The sequence below is a fragment of the Paenibacillus sp. FSL F4-0236 genome, assembly GCF_038000135.1.
In the GTDB taxonomy this organism is placed as follows: domain Bacteria; phylum Bacillota; class Bacilli; order Paenibacillales; family Paenibacillaceae; genus Paenibacillus_AQ.
In genome coordinates this window covers 6,377,456-6,399,521 of sequence record NZ_JBBOBK010000001.1, presented here as the reverse complement: position 1 = coordinate 6,399,521, position 22,066 = coordinate 6,377,456, and the positions used below count along the sequence as shown (strand labels likewise).

15 protein-coding genes are annotated in these 22,066 nt (G+C 43.3%); 1 reads left to right on the top strand and 14 read right to left on the bottom strand.

The genetic code is table 11. The features are described 5' to 3' along the window. Positions 1-82: 82 nt before the first annotated feature. The gene (locus tag NSQ29_RS28570; RefSeq protein ID WP_341126599.1) at positions 83-814 is read right to left on the bottom strand and encodes an HAD family hydrolase; all 732 of its coding nucleotides are present in this window, start codon (positions 812-814) and stop codon (positions 83-85) included. Positions 815-829: 15 nt separating this feature from the next. Then, complete coding sequence (locus NSQ29_RS28565) at positions 830-3,397, bottom strand: DUF2339 domain-containing protein (protein WP_341126598.1); 2,568 nt, start codon at positions 3,395-3,397, stop codon at positions 830-832. A 159-nt stretch (positions 3,398-3,556) separates the two neighbouring features. Between NSQ29_RS28565 and NSQ29_RS28560 the strand changes: the two genes are divergently transcribed. Further along, positions 3,557-4,597 (top strand): copper amine oxidase N-terminal domain-containing protein, encoded by a 1,041-nt coding sequence (locus NSQ29_RS28560; RefSeq protein WP_341126597.1) that lies wholly within the window; start codon positions 3,557-3,559, stop codon positions 4,595-4,597. A 108-nt stretch (positions 4,598-4,705) separates the two neighbouring features. Here NSQ29_RS28560 and NSQ29_RS28555 read toward each other — a convergent pair whose 3' ends face one another. From NSQ29_RS28555 to NSQ29_RS28500, 12 genes are all read right to left on the bottom strand, one after another. Then, a complete protein-coding gene (locus tag NSQ29_RS28555) occupies positions 4,706-7,423 on the bottom strand; it encodes a CHASE3 domain-containing protein (protein WP_341126596.1) in 2,718 nt (905 codons plus the stop codon). A 252-nt stretch (positions 7,424-7,675) separates the two neighbouring features. Then, positions 7,676-8,383 (bottom strand): DNA alkylation repair protein, encoded by a 708-nt coding sequence (locus tag NSQ29_RS28550; RefSeq protein ID WP_341126830.1) that lies wholly within the window; start codon positions 8,381-8,383, stop codon positions 7,676-7,678. Positions 8,384-8,400: 17 nt separating this feature from the next. Beyond that, complete coding sequence (locus tag NSQ29_RS28545; RefSeq protein ID WP_341126595.1) at positions 8,401-9,975, bottom strand: sensor domain-containing diguanylate cyclase; 1,575 nt, start codon at positions 9,973-9,975, stop codon at positions 8,401-8,403. Between the two features lie 92 nt (positions 9,976-10,067). Then, positions 10,068-10,589, bottom strand: coding sequence for a YcxB family protein (locus NSQ29_RS28540; RefSeq protein WP_339267789.1), 522 nt, complete (start codon positions 10,587-10,589; stop codon positions 10,068-10,070). 132 nt (positions 10,590-10,721) lie between these two features. Then, positions 10,722-10,970 carry a type B 50S ribosomal protein L31 gene (locus tag NSQ29_RS28535; RefSeq protein ID WP_042131530.1) on the bottom strand — a complete coding sequence of 83 codons (249 nt, stop codon included), beginning with the start codon at positions 10,968-10,970 and terminating at the stop codon, positions 10,722-10,724. 207 nt (positions 10,971-11,177) lie between these two features. Continuing rightward, complete coding sequence (locus NSQ29_RS28530; RefSeq protein WP_042192759.1) at positions 11,178-12,032, bottom strand: diguanylate cyclase domain-containing protein; 855 nt, start codon at positions 12,030-12,032, stop codon at positions 11,178-11,180. Further along, positions 12,022-14,118, bottom strand: coding sequence for a cellulose biosynthesis cyclic di-GMP-binding regulatory protein BcsB (locus NSQ29_RS28525; protein ID WP_341126594.1), 2,097 nt, complete (start codon positions 14,116-14,118; stop codon positions 12,022-12,024). The genes NSQ29_RS28530 and NSQ29_RS28525 overlap by 11 nt, the downstream gene beginning before the upstream one ends. A gap of 52 nt (positions 14,119-14,170) precedes the next feature. Continuing rightward, positions 14,171-15,421 (bottom strand): glycosyltransferase family 2 protein, encoded by a 1,251-nt coding sequence (locus NSQ29_RS28520; RefSeq protein WP_042192761.1) that lies wholly within the window; start codon positions 15,419-15,421, stop codon positions 14,171-14,173. 28 nt (positions 15,422-15,449) lie between these two features. Then, positions 15,450-17,006 (bottom strand): hypothetical protein, encoded by a 1,557-nt coding sequence (locus NSQ29_RS28515; protein ID WP_341126593.1) that lies wholly within the window; start codon positions 17,004-17,006, stop codon positions 15,450-15,452. Beyond that, positions 17,003-18,553, bottom strand: a complete 1,551-nt coding sequence (gene wsfD, locus NSQ29_RS28510) for a glycan biosynthesis hexose transferase WsfD (RefSeq protein ID WP_341126592.1) — start codon at positions 18,551-18,553, stop codon at positions 17,003-17,005. Before wsfD ends, NSQ29_RS28515 begins: the two co-directional genes overlap by 4 nt. Positions 18,554-18,584: 31 nt before the next feature. Beyond that, positions 18,585-19,724, bottom strand: a complete 1,140-nt coding sequence (locus NSQ29_RS28505) for a glycosyl hydrolase family 8 (protein ID WP_340973390.1) — start codon at positions 19,722-19,724, stop codon at positions 18,585-18,587. Positions 19,725-19,897: 173 nt separating this feature from the next. Beyond that, positions 19,898-21,946, bottom strand: coding sequence for a catalase (locus NSQ29_RS28500; protein WP_341126591.1), 2,049 nt, complete (start codon positions 21,944-21,946; stop codon positions 19,898-19,900). Positions 21,947-22,066: the final 120 nt, after the last annotated feature.

Genomic DNA, 22,066 nt, shown 5'->3' with positions numbered 1-22,066 from the left:
GCATAAACAAACGGCGTTGTGATCATACGAAGTCCCCGTAACCGGTGAGTAAGAAGCCGGGGACGGGGACTTTTTAATTCAACTATGAGTTCCAACCTGGGATTTGCCGCAAACCACCATCCCATATAGAATACGTACTCTTCACAACCATATCGGACGGTGAAGAAGCCGTGTGAATGTAACAGGAATCAATCCCTGCCTTCAGAGCCCCCTCAATATCCGTACGAGGATCATTTCCAATCATAATGGCTGAGCTCAAATCCGCTCCATACCTTTCAACTAAATAGCGATAAAATAGCGGATCAGGCTTGCTCACCCCTGCTTCCGAAGAGATCGCAATGCCATCAAATAGATGTATGATTCCGAGCATAGTTAACTCTGCCTCAATAAATGTCTTCTGCCCGTTGGAGAGCAAGAATACTTTTCTGCCACGTTCTCTTAACGTTTGTAGAATTTCAGTCACACCCTCATATAGAGAGATATGGACCATCGATAACGTCCGTAGCCACCTCACGGTTTCATATAACCACGCTTGATCCGGTTCTCCACCTAATTGACGGGCCACAGACCGAAACACTTCCTCCATTACGAAATCCGGATACTCGCAGCTCCGTGCGGCTTCACCAAGTTGAAGATCCCGCTCCCGCAAAAACCGTTCTTGCAGTTCACCACCTGATAGAGAGAGTCCCTGATATCCGAAATGGAGAGCTAACCTTTCCCATACCTCAGATTGCTCCTCATCTGTCTCAATATCAATCAGTGTACCGTACAGATCGAAAATATAAGTCTGATACATCCCCGTCTTCCTTCCCATGATTCACATTGTAAGTTACCCCTTAGTCACATTCTCCGTCGCTGCCTGCCCCTCCTCCATTTTGTTTGACACCTTTTGATAGAGATAGGAGATCCCGAGCAGGCAAATCCCAAAGCTGGCATAAGCGATAATTTTACTTCCGGTATTCAGTAGTCCCAGATCGTATAGCAGCAGCTTACCTGTCGCCAGAAGCGTTAATCCAAGGCCGAAGCGCCGGATATACACATATCTTTTGCGGAAGCCGTACATGATGAACAGAACTGCTATCAACAGATACACAAGACTAAATATTAATCCCGCATCGCTTAATTGCAGCTGTACCCCTAGAAAAGCGGTGATGATTCCGAGTAGATACACTCCCATGAAAACAGGATAGATCTCCATACTTTTATACTCACGTTTGAGCAAGGTAATCAGCAGATCACGTCCACTAAACCACACGAAAATATTGAAGATAATAAGTACACCCAGTGCGATATAATCAGCCCCGGTATTACGTGCAAGCTCATTCTGCAGGCTTGGCAAGCCTACTGTAATCACCAAACAAATAGCGTAGCCGATCCCAAAGAGAAGTCTCACAAAATACTTAACAATCGTGTCATAAAGCACCTTCACCTTTGGCAATACATAGGCCAGAACAATAGTTAACAGAGCGGACAGCAGCAAATTATAGAAGGTTCTATGCGAGAAATCCTCCGGTACAGCCAGACGATACAGTCTTCTCGATTCATACAAACCATAGATCCAGAAATTCAATAATGCCGCGTATTTAAACCACAGGGCTAAGGTAATTTCGTAAGGCTCACTGCGCTGTAGGACATCCTTTCGATTATGCTGAACGGCGTACCATACGGCAATGATCAGCATGCCTGCAGTAATGAAGACATATTTTAGCGGAAAATAGACGTCTGCGGAATTCAACCATTCATTGGCTATACTGAGCTGCAATGGTACATTTAATCCGAAGAACACCGCAAGGCAAAGCGTTAAAATCCCCCAGCCTGCCCTTTCCATCCCTTTAAACCGATTCAGATTACCAAACAAGGTAAGCACAACGCCTTCAACCAACCAGCCAATGGACCACCAAGCCGCTCCAAATTGGAACGGAATCATCAGAATACCAAAGGTCAGCGAAGTAGCGTAGAACAGCAGCATGCTTTCTTTTTCTTGTGGCATCAGTTTTTCAAGCCCTCGTCCAAGCCCTAGATACAGCAGACAGAAGAGCAGCGCCAGCGCACCATTGTAATCCTTGAGCCCTGCATCCAGAAATAGAAGATACAAGGTAAGACAGCTAATAAATGTGTTGCATCCCAGTAGAGAGAAATCCCACCAAGACAACTTGGAGCGATACTTGAACGGGTACCATAACGTAATGCCCAAATACATCGCAAAAGTCAGCACCGCATAAATCATATTCATTCCGTTGCTATCCGATAACGCTATTAATATCAGCATGGAGGGTGTATTAAATAAGTAGCTGATGTAATTGACCACGTTCCAGCGTTTGCGGAAGGAAATTAGTAGAATGAATAAATTCAGAAGAAATAAGTAGCCCATTGCCACATAAACTGCGTTGCCTGAAAGCCCGAAAGCCCCAAGATAAGAATATAGTGGCAGGTACCCTCCGATTAAGCCCAAAGCACAAATACTTCGTGATTCATACCTTAAAGACAGGAGCACCGCAGTCAAAGTGACGAGCACGGATAAGGACAGCCCTACATAAATACTGATAATATCCAGTAAAAAATAGCTATAGAAAATAGAGCCGTACAGCACTGAAATCCCGCCGCCAAGTAGCCCTAAAGCGAACGTCCCTTTTCCTTTCCGGTATAGCCACTCCCCGCCCCCTAACATCAGTAAACCCAGTAGGAAAAAGGCGCCTCCCTTCATATAACCGGTGAACCAATTGGAATAGGAGTATCTGAATGCTGCTCCCACGGCCAAGATCAGCAACAAGATCCCAAGCTTGTTAATCCAGCCTAGTCCAATTTTCATTTCGATCTGATTTTGTTTTCTTCGACGCTCCAATACTTCTTCACTGATCTCTTCTGAGGCAAAATCATGTAATCCGTTATCCATTCTGGAGTTCAGAGCAATTTCGGATTCCCTCAGTCTTTGTCGCTGCGCTAGTACACGCTCATTTAACTCCGCCGACAACGCTCCAAGTCGACTGGATAACTCCGCTTTATCCTCACCGAGCTGCCTCGCGGCTGTTTGGTACAGCTGCTGAATATGACGCTTTGTGTCCATCTCAAAAGCCGTCAGCCGGTCCGTATGGGCAAGGCTTTTAGAGGCAAAATAAGTCTGCAGCTTCTGTCTGGACAGACTAAGAATGCCAAGCTTCTCATCTAAAATCTGTTCCGTTAGCGTAACTTTTAGCTCTGTATTCTCTTCTTGAAGCTTCCCTACCTGAGTCTTTAACTCCACTAAAGCAAGCTTATGTTTCTCATATTGCTTCTTTAAGTGTTCATTCTCGTTGACCAGATCGTGACTTTCATATTCCGCAATCAGAGCTTCATATTCCTTAATAAGCCCGTCCTGCTGGACCTTCATGAATCTAAGTCGATCTTTGAATGACTCCATAGCGCCTCCTAATGTGAGCGATTGTTAATATTTCCATTTTACTACAAACGGAAGGATCTCTTACTCTTTTTTTATGCAAAAAACTGCAACATATTTGAGGGATGTCCCGTCTAGATAATAACAACACTAACAAATGAACTTAAAAAGGAGCTCACAACTATGAACAACATTTTAAAAACAAGTACAGTTCTTTTAACTTTGTCCCTAGCACTTTCAACAGGAGCAGCCTATGCCGCACCAACAACAACTTCTGCCAAAAATGATGCTGCTCAAACTACCGTTAGCGCTAACCAAAAAACATTTGCGATTGAAATCAACGGTTCCGCTCTGAAAGAAACAGGCTTCCAAACTGCAAATGGCAAAGAGCCTATGGTGCCACTTCGTTCGGTTACTGAAGCACTCGGCTTTGAATTAACTTGGAATGGACAAACTAAATCCGTTGATCTTATCAATGGTGCTGTGTTCACTACAGTGAAAGCCGGAGAAGATCGCTATAGCATTAACAAAATGAATACTACGCTTGGAACTGCACCACAATTGGTTGACTCCATTTTGTACGTTCCAGCTTCCTTTGTAAGTGAAATCATCCACCACAACATGACAGTGAAGGGAGATTCCATCGTGATCACTGCTGCTAATCAGGAAGAGCATATGACCAAGACTGGCGTGATTACAGCTGTCAATAATGAGGGCAAATACCAATCCGTTCAGATTCAGGGTGTAGGCACAGATGGCATCGTACTGAATGTAGGTGAAGATACGACTATCGAAATGGCAGACGGTACTAAGCTTGCTCTAAAAGATCTTCATATCGGTATGACCGTAAAAGCAGAGCATTCCATGATCATGACCATGAGCCTGCCGCCGCAAACTCCAACTTACAAGATCACTGTTCTAGATGAGCAGAAACAAAATGATCTTTTGGGTACTGCAGGTACCATTGAAGAAGTTCAAAAAGACGATGAAGGAAACATCAGCATCACCGTTAAAGGCAGTGGCCTGAACGAACAATCACAACAAGAAGTAGTACTTCGCATTAGCAAAGATACCGTGCTAATTAATACCGATGGCAAAGCTGTAAACAGCAGCGAACTTGTAAAAGGCGCAAAAGTTATAGGATTCTACAGCCCTATGCTGACTAAGAGCCTGCCGCCAATCGGCACAGCTGCTAAAGTCGTAGTAGATTCCGTTCAACAATAACATTATCAACAACCCTAGAGCTGTCCAATCGACAGCTCGTACAAACTAAACAGCGCGCGCCAGTACTCCATTGGCGCGCGCTGTTTGATTTTTCTAGAATCTATCACCTTATGAATCACTATTTAAGATTAATTGCATCAATGCTAATAAACGTTCTAAGTTAATTGGCTTACTAAGATAATCTGTTGCACCCGCTTGTAAGATTTTCGCCTTATCTTCCTTCATCGCCTTCGCGGTCAGCGCTATAATTGGAATTTTCTTCCCTGCCGGCATTTCTCTGATTCGAGCGATAGCTTCAAATCCGTTCATTACCGGCATCATAATATCCATAAGAACGATGTCTATGGATGCAGATTGCTCCAGCGCATGTATGCCTCTCTCTCCATCCGCAGCTGTAGTTACTTGCAGTCCACGCTTCCTTAGCGTGTTAGATAACGCGAACAGATTCCGCTCATCATCATCCACAATTAGAACATGCTTATGATTTAAAGAGGTGAAGTCGCTGCTTATGTTCTCACTGGTTGCTGCGGGAAGAGCAACCGAAATTTCTTCCTCATGATTAAGATCTGCTATCCCAGCGGTTTCTTCAAGGCTAGGGTCCTGAAGCTTCATTGGCAAATACACCGTAAAGACACTACCTATTCCTTCTTGACTCTCCACTGTAATCCTACCGCCGAGCAGTGTTGCCAGTTCTCTGGATATGGATAACCCAAGCCCAGTTCCACCGTATTGACGTTCTGTATTTCCATTCGCCTGTTGAAAAGCTTCGAAAATAATAGCCTGCTTCTCAAAAGGAATCCCAATTCCAGTATCTTTGATGGCGAAAGCAATAAATAACCCTGGTTCCAAATGTGCCAAACTCCGTAGTTCGTCTGTAGTCGCCAAACGTATTTCAAGAGTTACTGAACCATTAGCTGTAAACTTAAACGCATTGGACAGCAGATTTATAATAATTTGCCGTACCCTTTGAGCATCCGAATAAAATAGCGGAGGTAAGTCCTCCCCCAGTTGTATATGCAAAGGAATCTCTTTTTTTCGAGACAGGTGACTGAAGCTCTGAAGCATTGCCTCCGGGATCTCCGTTAGATTTATCGCTTCAACTTCAATATTCAGCTTCCCTGCCTCAACCTTGGACAAATCTAAAATATCGTTAATCAGCGCCAGCAGATCTTGCCCAGAAGAATGAATGGCTTGGGAGAATTCAATATCCTCCTCACTTAAGGACCCCGACTGATTCTCCATGAGAAATTCGGAGAGTAACAATATGCCGTTAAGCGGAGTTCGGAGTTCATGAGACATATTCGCCAAGAACTCCGATTTATACTGCGAGCTTTGCCGCAATAATTCTGCAGATTGAGCAAGCTCTATTCGAGCTTTTTCAGCCTCAATTGACTTTTGTTCAGCTAAGAGATTCTTATCTTCCAGCTTTCTATTCGTCGCATGTAGCGACTCTGTCTGGATTTGCAGCTCCTCAGACTGGGTTTGTAGTTCTTCAGTATACACTTGAAGTTCTTCGTTTAAGCGTTGGGATTGCTCCAAAAGTTGATCAATTCTCATACTGCTGATGGTACTGTTAATTGCAGCACCAAATGCATTTGAAATAGACTCCAAGAATTTAATCTGCGGCTCAGTAAGTGGAGAAAAGGAGGCAATTTCCACCACAGCAACTACCTCACCCGAAAAACAAACTGGAAGTAATATAAGGAATTTCGGTGCGGAAACGCCCAGCCCGGACTGAATGTTGATATACTCATCTGGAAGATCCTGTATGTGAATCAAACGTGCCTCTTTAGCACATTGACCAACCAAACCTTCTCCAATTTGGAATGTCCCATGATCTGTTATGTCGCTGTTTCCAGCAAAAGTAGAAGTTCTATTTAACATGTCTCGATCATGATCTTGCATCCGTATATATAAGGCACCATATGGATAATCAATAACTTCTGCAGTTTTACCTAAAAAGATATCCCCCAGTTGTGAGACTCGTGTGATGCCCTGATACCTTGACAGCAAATCATTAGCATGATCCTGAATCCATATTCGCTCTTGTTGCGTGTCTATCAGATGATTCGTAGCGACACTGAGATCCCTGATTTCATCATTCGTGGTAATCTCCACTCTTCTCTTCGTATCATCAGCGGAATCTAATCCAGTAATCGTATGAGTAACCTTACGAATCGTACTAACGATGGCATGTGAAATGATCCACGAGGCGATCACTGAGGTAACAGCAATAATCGCCCAAACAATATAAAGGAGCTCCAGCAGCAATTTATTCTGATCTGCCTGTCCAGCTATCAAATCATTAGTATTCTCATTCATCGTCTCGCGGTAAGTACTGATCTGGCTACGAATTCGGTCCATTTGATCTTTGCCATCATCCGAATGGAAATATCGTAAGATTTCAGCTTCCTGTCCCTCTTTTTTCAACTCTATCACATAATCCCCGGACTGCTTGATCCACTGCTGGATATTATTTTCAATGCCCATCAGACGCTGAAGTTGCATGGAATCATTAGCAGTAAGCACGGAGAGCTCATCATAATTCGCCTTCCATTGAGTTTTCCCCAAATTATAGGGCTCCAGATACTTATCATCGCCGGTGATAATATAACCTCGTTGTCCCGTTTCCATATCTAGAATGTTCTTCTCGATCTGATTAGCCAAACTAGTTATCTCTCGGTCCTGATGGGAAATAAAGCTACTTTCCCGCTGCAGCGCATTGATTCTATCATGCATAACCATCACGAATCCTAATAGACAGATCACGATAAAAATTGTTATAGATAGTATTTTATACTGCAAAGTAAATCGATGTTTTTTCACAAAGTGCCTCCGTCCTGTCTTCTAAGCCTAACTCCTTACCTAATTCCTTAGAATAATGGCTCTTTGCTCCTTCTTCACTGCTCCACTAAGTTTTCTATGTGAATTTTTACTGCTGGTAACTTAAACATTTTTGAGCACCGTTGAAACACCTGTGTATTTGACCATAAAAAAACTCCAAGTTTACTCACTCCTCAATAGAATATGAGGGGGAAATAGAGTGACTAACTTGAAGGCGATGTTATACTGTCTCCATTAACAAATACAGGTCTTCTTCTTCACACCAAGCTTTCCTGCCTGCTCAACCTTGGCAATATAATCTACTGCCAGCGGTACTTTACATGCGGTTTGTCCCATTTGTACCTGAACCTTTCCAATGCTTGCAGCAATCTGCGTTGCCTCATCATGCAGTTCGGTTACGCTGCTGGCGGCGATAATTACAAACATATTCATCGTGTAACGAACTCGATTCCGTTCCTGATGAATGGTAGATTGTATTTGCTGTAGTAGCTTTCTGATCTCAGCGATGTCTAGCAGATCATCCGGCGTAACTGAAATGTAATTCCCATAAGTACTCCAGCCACAGGTGGCCACCATTTCATCTGAGGAACGAATCCACTCTCTGGCAAGCTCCAACGCGTGTGGGCTCTCTGCAGCGATAGACGCTACCGTATATTCCGCTATTCCAGAGCAGTAAGCTGTCACTACCCAGCTTTGAAGCTCTTCCTTCGTAAGCGTCTTGGGGTCAACTGTAAGCCCTGCCAAATACATCGCATCATAATTCCCCGTCTGATACAAAGCGCGAGCTAGACCTTGGTCTTTCTTGATATCCTTTACCAGCTTCTTCATGTCCCCTATCCTTACTCCAAATAAAGGCTCCTTAGCACCATGTCGTATGAAGGTACGCTTCGTCTGCTCTGTACCCATTTCCTCAAGCTTACTCATCACTTCATTAATTGTCAGATTCATTAGAACACCTCTTATCCCTTCATCGCTTCTCTTAAAATGGGTTCACGACCTAGTGTTACTCTATTCTTGCCCGAATTCTTGGAACGATATAACGCTTCATCCGCTTCCCGATACAAATCTTCGAAAGTCACCTCTCTGCGCTCTGTAAAAGAAATTCCGATGCTTGCGGTAAGCTGAATGCTATCGTGTTCATTCAAAATTATTTTATAATCACTCATCGTAGTGCGAAAATCCTCTGCTTCCATCAAGGCTGCACGTTTATCCTCAGCAAAAAAGCATACAGCAAACTCCTCGCCCCCGACTCTTCCGGCAATGCCTTTGTTTTGGTACACCTGAAGTATTTTATTCGAGAAATCAACTAATGCCTGATCTCCTGCTAAATGACCATAGGTATCATTAATTAACTTGAAATCATCGATATCAAATAACAACAGCGCCAGTCCTAGTCCGTCCGGAATCGTTTGATTTTGTACCATTTGCATAAAGTGCCTGCGATTATAAAGTCCCGTCAAATCATCTATCGTTGCTTGATAGACCAATTCACGTTCATACCGCTTCTTTTCACTATGGTCACTAAAAACAATTAGCATTCCCTTGTTCTCTGTTGCCTGATGTTCAGTCGCTATCAAGGAAACCCCATAACAAACCTCTCTTATTCCAGTACATACAATCTCAAACTGTCCTTCGGTCCTTTGACCATAATGAGCGCCAATGTCCTTGTGATGCCTCATAAAAAGATCAATATTTTTCCCCATCCAGGTCTCATTCGATATCCCGGTAATCTCAAACAAAATGGAGGTTGCAGCCTCATTTATACCAATGATACTATCATTCCGGTCTGTCAAAACTACGCCGTCTTTCATATGCTCCAGGATTTTAATTTTAGTTAAAGGATAGATCGTAGATTTGGAGTCAATGAATAAACACAAATAAGCCGCTATAATTGCGGGTAGATAAGTGAAGGCCGTAAAGCCTGTAAGCGTGATCTTCAATAACGGAAGTAAAAAAACAGAAACGACCGGAACCAGTAACCCGGCAAATAGTAAGAACGCACGTCGCAAAAAAGCTCTCGGTCTATTCATTAAGGAAACAGCTAGCAAGCAGACCGCATATAGACCAAATAGCTGATCATAAGCAATAAAAGCCATGCTAAGAAGCGTAGGCTTTACAGTAATTCCACTAACACCCGCAACAGTGGCCATGCCCACTTCACTACGCATTAGATGATGATAGGTATCCGTAAAAATAAGCAGTACGTCCAAAGCAATTGGAATCGAGAAGATAGCAAGTTTTACAGGTAGGCGTTCCGCGGAAGGAGACACATATTCTTTAACGACAGCATAAGTAAATAACGCACTTAAAAAAAGCGGAGCCTGCTGCATATTCTTCCACCACAGCTTAACCTGAAAAGAGGATGACATGATCTCTCCCGCCGTTGCAATAAATATGAGGCTGACCAGCAGCATTAAGATCCATAAATAGCGTCTTCCTGCCGACTTTCGATGTCGATAGGAGCTGATGCCCATGTAAAAGCTTAGAACACTGCCCATTAATAAGTAATACGGATATCCTTCAATCCACGGCATGCCATATTTCTCCTATTTTTCAAGTCGCTCCTATCATTATATCCTAATCAATCCTACAAATGAATCAACAAATACCAGCACATCTGTACATCTTACGATTTGAACTTTACTCGATGGGAGAACATATACTTTCTGGCCAAGTCCTTAAATGCATCTTTATCTTGTACCGACTGAAAGTACCGTTTAGGAATAATCAGCGCTCGATTAGAAGACACAAAAAACACGAACAGGTTCATCGTTTCACCTATTTTATGTATCTCTTCCCATTTCACTTGCCCGGAACCTGCCTCAGATACGTACTTTATACCCTCATCTGATACGGAATAGCTCTGAGGTTGCTGGGCTAAACTGTCTGTTGCGAAGGCTTTTTTAGATTTTTTGGTCAAACTTGATTTGGTCATATACCATAAAACAGCGGCAAGAATCACAGCAGTCACAGCAAGGATTGAAATATTTTTAGTACTGTAATCCTTAGTAATTAACAGCAAAATCACAAAATAAGCAACCACACTGAAAGAGCTAAGTATAATTCGGCTGTTCAAGCTGAACCATAGGTTAAACTCCTGAACGTCCTCACTCTTAAGGACGGTATCTACTTTTATTTCATTTCCCACTACTAATCGCTCCCCTGCCACTATCGAAATTTGTCAATTCCATTTCATTCTAACATGTCTGAACACAAAAAAGGGACATCCCTGAAGCGATCGCTTCTAAATGGGTTGTCCCTTTTTAAACCGTATGAATGCTTATTTCTTTTGTGCAAGACGTTGTTTGAACTTGTCAACACGGCCGCCTTGTTCTGTATCTCTTTGTTTACCAGTGTAAAATGGGTGGGATGCGGAACTTGCGTCCACGCGGATAACAGGATAAGTGTTACCATCTTCCCATTCCATTGTTTCATTGGATGATTTTGTAGATGCACTCAAGAATTTGAAGCCTACGCTTGCATCCATGAAAATAACCTTGTTGTACTTTGGATGTATGCCTTCTCTCATTCTGATCGTCCTCCTTCTGAACAAATTAGTGGAGCCTTTATGGTAAATTAACCAAATGATCTGTAGGTTTATCTATAAGTATAACCTAATAAACGTAGGAAAATTCGTAAATCTTACGATTTAGACCACCACTCCATCATACGTGAAATCGACATGTAAAGTCAACTACTATCCGATATTCCTTATATTCCCTTACGTTCAACTGACTTATACATCATACTCCAGTTGTTTTTTAGCCTGAACAATAAAATCTAACGGGTTCTCAATAGTGCTGGATTGATATTCTACAGCACCTATTTTGAGACCGAGGCTAACTTTATACTTTTTGACAAATTCAGTGTCATTAAGCTCTTGAAGCTTCAATTTAATCCGCTCGATCACGATTTTTGCTCCATCGTTGTCGGTGAACAGCAGAAGGCCCCATGTTGCGTCATCTTTGTCCAGTAAATACAATGCATCATTGGTACGAATGCTGGCCTGACTGAGCTGAGATACGTCGTGAATGGCCTCAGCCAGCTTATCTTCGGGAATAATACGTCTAATCTCATTCCAGTATTTCACTTTCACTACAAGCAGTGTGAGTGGAATCTGATATCGAGTCGAAATGCCTGTAAATAAGGCAGCATCCTTCTGAAAAGAAATACTGTTACGCAGATCTGTGTTCTCGTCGATGATGGCCATATTGGCAGTCTTATTCTCCAAACGCTGATTCTCAGCCTGCAGCTCACGATTGCTTAGTGTAAATATCCACAGTACCACTGTTAACAATGGGGTCATAATTAGCCAGAAGTAAGTATTCAGTCCAATTGTCTCTCCCAAAGATATCGTCTGATACATCGTATAGAAGCCGTAAGCAAATATAAACACCAGGTTCAAGACCAACCCTGCAGTCACCGTTGTAAAATACGTAACAATCGCCAGAATAAAAGCCACATTTAAAATGATAATATTCTGGATATAATCATCGGGTGCCCCTGAAATGAAGACAATACAAATAAAAAGAAGCACCAGGAACGATAAGAGAGCGATATCTGAAACTAAACCGCTGCGATTACGTCTCACGCTTATCACCACGTTTCTTCATATGTTTACGAAGCAGCAGGATCAGCGATAGAATCACCAGTGTCAGCACCAGCACAATTACGATAATGAAACTCAGCACGTCCGTTCGTTCCGCTATTTTTTTAACCACGGAACCCTCTGCTGCTCCAGTAATGATCTTGAAACGGTGCGCATTGACATTACCGTCCTTATCAACGATTACCCCATCGCCAAACACCTTCCATTTGTCCCGCTCTGTTGCGATCAACTTCGACGCCAAATAGTACTCTTCAGAGTGGGCTCCCGTAACAGCAAGCAATCCCCGTCCCGCCTCAAATGGTGATTCAATCAGCTGCAGTGTTCCAATTTGAGATCCGTAATGATCTTCAATACTCATCTTCTCATTGGAGCGAATCGCTGTTCCGTTCCCGTTATATTGAAAATAGAGCTTATCATTATGATCTCGGATGATCTTATTATTCTTATACGTGCCTATGGCGATGACATTATTATTCTTCAAATGATCAGCGCTAATGTTATCCGTGTAGAACTGAATGTTGCCTATATTTCCGCTAGCGTATTTTCCCAGTAGATTAAATACATTAGCTAAACTCAAATATGAATAATCATCCATTTCTTGTGGTAGCACAACTGCTACTTGATTGTAAAGCCCGTCACGTATAAACGGATACGGATAGTTATTAAACAAAAGATCCGTACGATCCTTAGTATTAAGACGCATTACAGAATCTTTGCTGATATACGCCCAAGGCATTTGTTGCTTATCTAAAGTACATTCGGCTCCCTTCAGCTCCAAATCAAAGGCTACAGTTACCGTGAAATTACCAGAGATATTCAGGCTTTGGGGAACTGGAAGGTCCAGCTTATCGCCATTCGCCAGCTCTTTGGTCAGCTTCTTGCTGCCAATGGGTGTGTTGTTGATGCTGACAGTCACTAATGAACGGTCGAAATCTAAATTCTGTGCATAACGGAAATCCAATCTGATTCTGCCTGAATCTGCAATCGAGCGGTTAGAGGGCAGTGCAACAAAGTATGTCTGCTCCTGATGACGTGCGCCAGTGAGTTTATCACCCGTTTCTGTAAGCGTAATATTGGAGCTAATCGAAAGTGGGGGTGCAGATACTTCTGTAGCATCATCGACCACCTTTAAATCACTGCTGATTTGACCTAATAACTCTTCATTCGCAACAAAACGGCCTGCTTTAATCAGTAAGTTCTCATCCTTCGAGGTTACGACAAGTGTCGGCTGAGTATCCTTATTCACTAACTGCAGCAGTGCATGTGTACTTAAATCTTCAGAGGTGCTTAGCTGAGCCTTTAGCCCACTTGGTACTCGGTCATACATAGCTACCAGTACAACCGCAGCTTTATTCTTCACTGCATCTGACCGGTAGGGAAGCATTGGAATCGTTCTATTGTCCAATGTATTCCCCTTCACAAGCCCAGAGAGCGCATAAGTAGCCGACTCCAATTCTGCCCCTGTGCTTTTATCCGGTACGGTCAGCACACTATGATTCTTCGTTAAGGTATCAACGCCAGAGAAGCGCTCGCTAAAGTCACTAATCCCTCCAGTCAAGGGCTTCGGCGTATACATCACGCTAATACTGGATGTATTAAACAGATGCAGCCAATTATCAAAATCATAATCGACAGAACAAGATTGTTCATCTGTATAGTTCGACTGCAAATAGCCCTGAATTCCAAGCGTATTGGTTCCTTTTTTTAGAAACCCTTTAGGTGCCTGAAGAACCAGCTGTTGTTCGCCATTATCTTTTAGAGAGGGTCTAAATGTATAGAATGGGCTGCCATTTAGCGTTAAGGTAACGCTAGAAATCTGCTCCTTGGTAATTTGCGAAATTTGAAAGTGCAGGTTAATTCTGATCTCATCCACATTCCAATAATCCATGACCTCAAAATATTGCTGCTGGGCACTCGAACCCTTTAACGCAGTATCTGTTCCTGTGAAAGACGTTGTGTAGGTTAATCTAGTATCCTGAGGCGGAGCCTCGGCGGCTGCAACATTCAATTGAATTAGAAAAAGAGAGAGGCAGGTTAACAGTATAACCATTTGTTTTTTCATCATCATGTTCTGTTTCTCCTGTGATCACATATTTCTCACATTACTTCTTTGTTCTTTATTAATAGCGTTCAGTCTTATACCACTTTGCTTCTCTTTTGAAGATGAGGTCTTTGACATAAAGATATAGTCCGTAGGCGGCGACAACCATCCACAGCTGACAATAAGAGACGTACATCAACATTACGATCCATAAATTGGAGAAGCTCATCTCGCCCTTCTCTGTCGTCAACGTTATGAAAGTACCTACAACGAACAGAATGATGGCGAGCAGCCAGAGGAAATTGCTAAGCCCAGCAATGGTAGTATGTACGTAGCCCAAAGCATGCAGGATGAGCAGCACATCCGAGGTGATTAACGACATCAGCAATAAGAAGTAAATGGCTAGAAAATAAAGAATATCGAATCGGACTTTTGCGGCGGACTTATCGAACAGCAGAGGGATATTTTTGACAATGACATAAATGTTGCCCTTAGCCCAGCGCGTTCGCTGCTTGAACCAGACTTTTAAGGTCTGTGGCTCTTGCTCCCATGTGACCGATTTCGGCTGGAACTTGATCCGATAACCCATCATATATATTCTGAAGCTGATTTCTGTATCTTCGGCTATCGCTTTAACATCCCAGCCACCGATACTTTCTACGATAGACCTGCGCATAATAAAATTAGTGCCGGGAATGGTGCATAACTTGAACAGTTTCCAGCGTCCCGCTTGCGCCATCCATTGAAAGGACAACGTCTCAATATTAATAAACCGGGTAAGTAGGCTTGCGTTACGGTTACGGGTTCTAAACTTACCGATTACTGCGCCTAGGCTAGAGTCATTCATGATCTCAGCGACCAGATAACGTAAAGCCGTTTTTTCAGGAGTGTTGTCTGCATCATAAATCGCAATTAACTGCCCTTTGCAATGGGTGAAGCCTATATTCAGCGCATTCGATTTCCCCTTGCCACCCGTAATCGCATCCGTATTAATGACGATCAGCTGCCGCCCCGGATTTCGGTTTTGGATACCGGCCAGCAGTTCAGCACTGTTATCAGAGGAATTATCATTAATCACAATAATCTCATATCGATCTTCCGGATAATCAAGCGCTAGCAGAGACTCTACCGTCTTACAGATTACTACCCCCTCATTGTGAGCAGGAACCATAATTGAAACCAAAGGATATTCGCCCTCTATCTCTGGTATGTCCTCATTTTCAGATTTAATGTAATATAAATAGCCTGCGATAATGAGGGTCACATTCACCAGCAATAGAGACCAGATACAGATCACTGCAATTACCATCAGTATGTCTGAAATCGTCATAGGATCCTCCAAATCACGATTAGTTGTTTCATTTCAAATACTTTTTCCTATACAATCGGTATCCGATGATCATTAATCCGCCAAATAGCAACAGAGAAATCATTATCGCAACTATAAAGAACTGATTCTGTATATTAAAAAGCGTCGTAAAGCTCTTCTTCTGCTCTTCTGTATACCGATAATCGCTATTCACTGTTTCTGGCGTATAATTCAGACTCAGGGGTTGTCCATTAATAGAAATCACTCCTTCTGATGAAGTGATCGTATTGACGTCTGTAACAACCTCATGCCTTTCTTGTTTATAATCTGCAAAAGAAACCCAGTATTGTTCCAGCATCTTCATCATTCCCTCAAGTTCTTCCTTATCCTTAGGCATATCCACAGTGATTACCGTGTCCATCGGCAGTTCTGGCATCACATTATTGGATGTTTGCAGATCCTGCAAAAAATCAATCGGCACACTATATAAAGAGGATGGAAAGGACTTGGAGGTGTCGCTCTGCTCCATATAATCAACGTTTTCATCCGGATACAGTATCACAGAATCGAAAAACCCCATCCCCGCCTCCGAGTATTCCTTGTCATACGCCCAGTGCATTTGTGCTCCGATTCCAAGCGGCCCAATCTTGTTGTGCACCAGCAGATTAATGAACGCATTCATCTTCACCTGAAGTGAATGATCCATATTACTAGTACTCGTTGAATGCATCGCAATAGGGGCATTGACCAGAATGCTGCCATTATTCGATTGCACTCTTTTGATGGCTACCAAATAACGCTGCATTGCCGGATAATCGGTATTGCTGAACACTGGCCGCACACTTGCAAGAAAAGGTATCCCCACTTGATACAGCCGCTCCGCAGTCTCTGTCAGCAGTCCCAGATCAGAGAAGGGATAGATCTCTTTGATCGCAAGATACACTTTAGGCGTTGCGTTGATATGAAGCCAATCCTTCAGAACATACCCCATTGCCAGTGCACTGACATTCCCTTGTTCAAAATACGGAACATAAGCAGCATCCTCTTTACTCACAGCATAAGGTGCTTGCAGGCTATCATCCTGGAAGATCAGCTTTCCAAGGGACTGGGTTCCCTGACTTCTGGCTATATAGAGCATATCCTGTACCTGAAGTGAAATTCCCGAGAACTGTCCGATCTGGAGATCTGGATTCGCGTCATACATGACATCTGTGGTTAACTGAAGTTTCTTTGTCAGCGAGGCTGGAGGACTGTACCCGATGTGCAAATACTGTCCCTGATAATGCTCCCAATCCTCTACATAAAATTTATTAGTGATCAAAATATCCGCTGCATTACGGACCATAATCACTTTAGAGTAATGATTCAGCATCCCTTGTTCATATTGATCCAGACTTCTAAGTGTGACCTTCATGGAATAGGCCGCCAGCAGTCGCTGGAGTTCAGTCACGTTGCCTTCCTTCGTTGTCCCCTTAGCGAGGCTGTCGTAGAGTAGTAGGACCTGCTGTGGCGAAGCAGCAGATTGGACAGGTGTGACGGGAATCAGAAGGGCTGTTAGAGTCAACGTCAGCAGCAATATTCCGTTTAAAACTCCTCTGATGCTCACACACTCACATCCTTTTGAGGCTTTGTATACGGGCTAGAAGGGGTGCTCTTGCTAACCTGCTTAACCCGATTGCTGTTTTTAGAAACTCTACGCCCAATCACACTGGATAGGGTCAGAAAAGTGACTAAATCAAAGGATAATGTAAATAAGAACTCATGCTTGGAAATATCGGCATCGCCTGCCCCGATAATCGATACAAAAATACCTGAAAGCCCAATGCCAATCGAAGCGACAATCAATACCATTCGCTGCATACCTCTGAAGTCACGGGACTTGATCGCTTTTACAAAGGAAGGCATATAGAGACCGATGACAAGCACCATCCAGAGGAAGATGAACCCGAATGTTCGCGGGGCCAGCGTTTGTTTCAGTTGGCTGTATCCGGTGAAAAAGTGACTCTGTGCTCGAAACTCCTTACCAACGGAATGCTCGAAATTCCCCATAGCCGCAGGCTTAATCGAGAATGCACTTTGAGCAGCTACATTAAGAATCGAATTAAGCTGGTCAGGGTTCGTTAAATAATATTTAAGGATGGATACAAATCCATAACGACTGTAGAAATTCTCCTCGAGAAGTGGTGAATTCACGTCTATGGTCACGTACTTCTCATAGTGAATGCTGTTCTTCAGAATGGCGAATTGCTCGTCCATCCCTAACGCTTTTAAAGCGGCTTCTGGATCAGGTGATTCCTTCAGCACCCCTCGGGTCATGGCATGGAACTGGTTAATGTTTACGAACTCATTTGAGATATTCAAATACGTGAACACACCTGCGAACAGCATCAGAGCAAGAGACGCCATTGTCAGTATCCGAAATATCTTGTCTCTACGAATCCAAAGCAGTGAACATGCCAGAACAGCAATGATCATACCCACTGGCGCATTCTGCTGCTTAGAAGTAGTCAGGATCAGCGTGCTAATTACGAATAAGGCCAGCATCGCGTAGTCATTGAATCTTTTTCGATATAACATCAGCCATGAAGCGAACATGAAGATCATCGTGATCATCACAACGCTTTCGCCGTAAAAGGAGTTAAAATAAGCCGTATAACCGGTATCTCCGAATATAAAAATAGCAATACCTGCAATGATGAATCCCTGTTTTCGGGACATCTTCCATGTAATAGCCTCTATTAATAAGTAAATTGCGATTACATATAGAATCGTATAAATCGCCGCTTGAAAGCGGATGTCGAATACCTCACTACTGAAGAACAACTTGTTAAGTCCTATAGCCAGCTTGATAAATAAGGACTGAGAGGAAAATAACATTGCACCATTCTCATTAAAATATTGAAAGATCCCATATTGCTTCACAAAATAACCAAAGTACTGACTATCATAATCCGGCAGATTGAAATAGAGTCCATTACTATAAATGCTACGGAAAAAGTCACCGTTATCCGCCACTCCGACATACGGAGCTGTGAACAGCGCGATGATGGTAATAAGCAGCACTCCAAATGCAGCAAGAAATGCAGGAGAAACCGATAAATTAGCAAGTGATATCCCCTGCCTTAGAGGCGTTTTCACCGTGTTGTCCATCATGCAGGTTCACCTTCAATACAATAAGTTTAAGTTAATAGACATAGGCCAGTAATGCCATCAGGTTGTCAAAAGAATAAGCTTGGCCGCTAGCGACATCACCGAATCCTCCGTACAGTGGGCTATCCACATCTGTTACTCTGAACTCGTTCATTTTTTCAATGCTTTTATGGTGGAGAGATTCATCGCCGATTTCTGCGCCGATCATAGCCGTAATGGCATAAATGGCTGTGGAGCGGATATCGTTCAGCGGCTTACCTTCTCTCGAATATTGCCCATATAACGTTCCAGCTTCGACCTGTTGCTTGATAAAATCAATGCTGGTGGCTTTCTGCTGGCCCACTTCAGCTAAGGCTAGAATGGATAAAAGCGACTCTACTGTATTGATGTTTTCCGAACTATATTTTCCGGTCTCATAATTAAACCGTGTCTCATAAAAGGGGAATTCATCCGATAAATATCCGTTTTCCAATATTACGTTCAAATCATTCGTCAGTTTCTTACTAAATTGGCTAGGAAACGACATTTTTCGCAAAGTGCCCAAATTAATATAACACAAAGTGACGAATGTGTTTGTTGAAGAATATTCCATATCGTAGAAATCATAAAGTTTTCCGTCTTTTACATTATAATCATAAAATCTTTCGCCATATTTATCCGCTTCAGCTGTATAACGTTTATCGCCGAACTTCTCCCCTGCCTCATAAAGAGCTTGAATCATACGCAAATCATCAACGGCAGCATTCAAGGGGTATAGCTTCTGCTGTTTAGGACTGTAACGGTAGCTGAAACCGCTGTTGATATCAAAGGTTTGCTTAGCTAGTTGCCATTGCTCTGTAAATCTCTCTTGTTGGCCGCTACGCACAGCTGCCAGCATCCGGAGAGATGCCGATTCACTCAGAACTTCGTGTCCACTCGCCGCTTCCGCCGACTGATCTGTTTCAATAAAATTAGTATATACACCGTACTCGCCTGTGAGTTTCGAGGTAATAAACTGCTCTAAGTTAGTTACTTCCTGCGTCTGGATTACCTTAGTATCATTTTCCGAATCTACTGGAGCTGGAGAATTAGTATGAACACTATTGGACGGATTCGGTACTGCCGTTTTTTCGCATGCCGTTAACCCTATAATGCCTGCAAATATCGCTAGTGCAGCAATAATTATTTTCCTCAAGTGATCACCTCCTTTTAATATTCTCCTATTCTGCTTACTGCCTAGTATTATCTATAACGGTAATATACAACAAAATGTTAAATCAAACTGTGAGCGTTATGTATCTATCCTTAGACAAAAAAGAGATATCCTTACGCCTTTGGCGAGCGGGATATCCCCTCTGTATCAGTTATTTATTCATTCATACGTTCCCAAAAACGATGGGCAGTAATTGCCGCGACAAGGCTGGCAGCGAACACCTCTCCGCCATCTCCAATTATTACACCCGGACTGCTTCTATGCTCGGCCGTTTCAAGTAGTTTAGCATTTTCAGTAGTCACCGCGATGGGCTTAAAGTGAGAATAGGCTTGGTTCAGGAATTGCGCTGTATCTTTATGGAATTTCTTATGTTCCGAATTTCCACCAGCTGCATAAATTGCATCAAAGAGCACCGAATCTGTCGTGGATAAGGTATGAATGACTTCAAGCTCTGTCCCCTTCGAGCCTTTAATAAATCCAAGCTTATCACTGATTATTTCCGGCTGGATCCCGGCTCTCATAAGCGTATCCAGAACAGGCATCACCAAGTCTTCATCAAATCTGTCGCCTATAATCACACCTATTTTACGTGTGTTTGGGTGCTTCTTCGTATTTGCCTGACTTAGTGCCGGGGAGATTTGAGCCACCTCGGAACCGCCCGTTTTCGGTGGCGTCGCCCCAATAGCTTCTGCTACAGGCACAGCAAGCTCTAACGTAACGTTCGCGAGCATATCTACAACCTGCTGCCGGACAGACTTACTCTTTACCTTCCCGAGCTCGAATGAATAGGCTTCAATAATATGCGTTTTTTCTGGAGCACTCATGCTGTTCCAGAACAGCTTGGCTTGTGAAAAATGGTCTTCAAAGCTTTTGCTCCGGCTACGCACCTTACGGCCCTCAACCTTCTCCTGATAATGTACATAACCACCTTCAGCCTCTGTTGCAGGTGCAGGCGTATTTTTAGCAAGCGAATTATTGTGATAGCTCACTGAACCCTGATTAATCGTCTGCCGTCCATGCCCGTCACGCTGATTGTTGTGGAAAGGACATACCGGTCTATTGATCGGCAACTCATGGAAGTTAGGACCGCCAAGCCGAATTAGCTGAGTATCCGTATAAGAGAACAATCTGCCCTGAAGCAGTGGATCATTGGTGAAATCGATGCCTGGAACCACATGTCCAGGGTGGAAAGCTACCTGCTCCGTTTCGGCGAAGACATTATCCACGTTGCGATTCAAGGTCATTTTCCCAACAATCTGTACAGGTACATCTTCCTCTGGCCAGAGCTTTGTAGGATCCAGTACGTCAAAATCAAACTTAAATTCATCTTCTTCACTTAGAAGCTGAATGCCCAACTCGTATTCCGGAAAGTTGCCGGCTTCAATCGATTCCCATAAATCACGGCGATGAAAGTCAGGGTCGGCACCTGATATTTTCTGAGCTTCGTCCCACACCAAAGAGTGTACACCGAGCACCGGTTTCCAGTGGAATTTAACAAAACGGGCTTTTCCTTGCTCATTAATCAACCTGAAAGTATGCACCCCAAACCCTTCCATCATTCTGAAGCTACGTGGAATAGCACGGTCCGACATCAGCCACATTGCCATATGGGCCGATTCTTGGTTATTGGCTATGAAATCCCAAAAGGTATCGTGAGCCGATGCGGCTTGAGGCATTTCATTGTGCGGCTCAGGCTTAAGCGCATGTACTAAATCCGGGAACTTGATCGCATCCTGGATAAAGAAGACGGGCATATTATTTCCGACTAAATCGTAATTGCCTTCCTCTGTATAGAATTTGGTAGAGAATCCGCGGGCATCCCGCACCGTCTCGGCTGATCCCCGTGATCCGGCTACCGTCGAGAATCGGACAAACACCGGTGTCTTCACGGAGGGATCTTGAAGGAATTTCGCCTTTGTATATTCTTTCAGTGATTTATATACTTCAAACTCACCATGAGCAGCAAATCCACGTGCATGCACGATTCGCTCAGGGATTCGCTCATGATCGAAATGCGTCATTTTTTCCCGGAAATGAAAGTCTTCCAGTAAGGTTGGGCCCCGATCACCCGCTTTTAAGGAGAACTCGTCCTCTGATACTTTTAAACCCTGGTTCGTTGTTAAGGTGTGACCTTCATCCTTACTGCGAAACTGTTCCAGTTGCTCATTCTTGCTGTTTCCGTTCACTTTTTGATGTTCACTCATTAACAATGGCTCCTTCCAAAGGTAAAGTAAATATTATCATGTATCTCTTACCCTTTAGGAAAGTTTGGCAAACAAAAAAAGGCGGATTCACGCGAAGCCTCAGCTCCCGAAAACCCGCCT

Excerpts from the sequence above, each read along its gene's own strand:
- NSQ29_RS28500 (WP_341126591.1), bottom strand. The coding sequence starts at position 21,946 with ATGAGTGAACATCAAAAAGTGAACGGAAACAGCAAGAATGAGCAACTG.
- NSQ29_RS28565 (WP_341126598.1), bottom strand. The coding sequence starts at position 3,397 with ATGGAGTCATTCAAAGATCGACTTAGATTCATGAAGGTCCAGCAGGAC.
- NSQ29_RS28560 (WP_341126597.1), top strand. The coding sequence starts at position 3,557 with ATGAACAACATTTTAAAAACAAGTACAGTTCTTTTAACTTTGTCCCTA.
- NSQ29_RS28570 (WP_341126599.1), bottom strand. The coding sequence starts at position 814 with ATGGGAAGGAAGACGGGGATGTATCAGACTTATATTTTCGATCTGTAC.
- NSQ29_RS28535 (WP_042131530.1), bottom strand. The coding sequence starts at position 10,970 with ATGAGAGAAGGCATACATCCAAAGTACAACAAGGTTATTTTCATGGAT.
- NSQ29_RS28545 (WP_341126595.1), bottom strand. The coding sequence starts at position 9,975 with ATGCCGTGGATTGAAGGATATCCGTATTACTTATTAATGGGCAGTGTT.
- NSQ29_RS28525 (WP_341126594.1), bottom strand. The coding sequence starts at position 14,118 with ATGATGATGAAAAAACAAATGGTTATACTGTTAACCTGCCTCTCTCTT.
- NSQ29_RS28520 (WP_042192761.1), bottom strand. The coding sequence starts at position 15,421 with ATGACGATTTCAGACATACTGATGGTAATTGCAGTGATCTGTATCTGG.
- wsfD (WP_341126592.1), bottom strand. The coding sequence starts at position 18,553 with ATGATGGACAACACGGTGAAAACGCCTCTAAGGCAGGGGATATCACTT.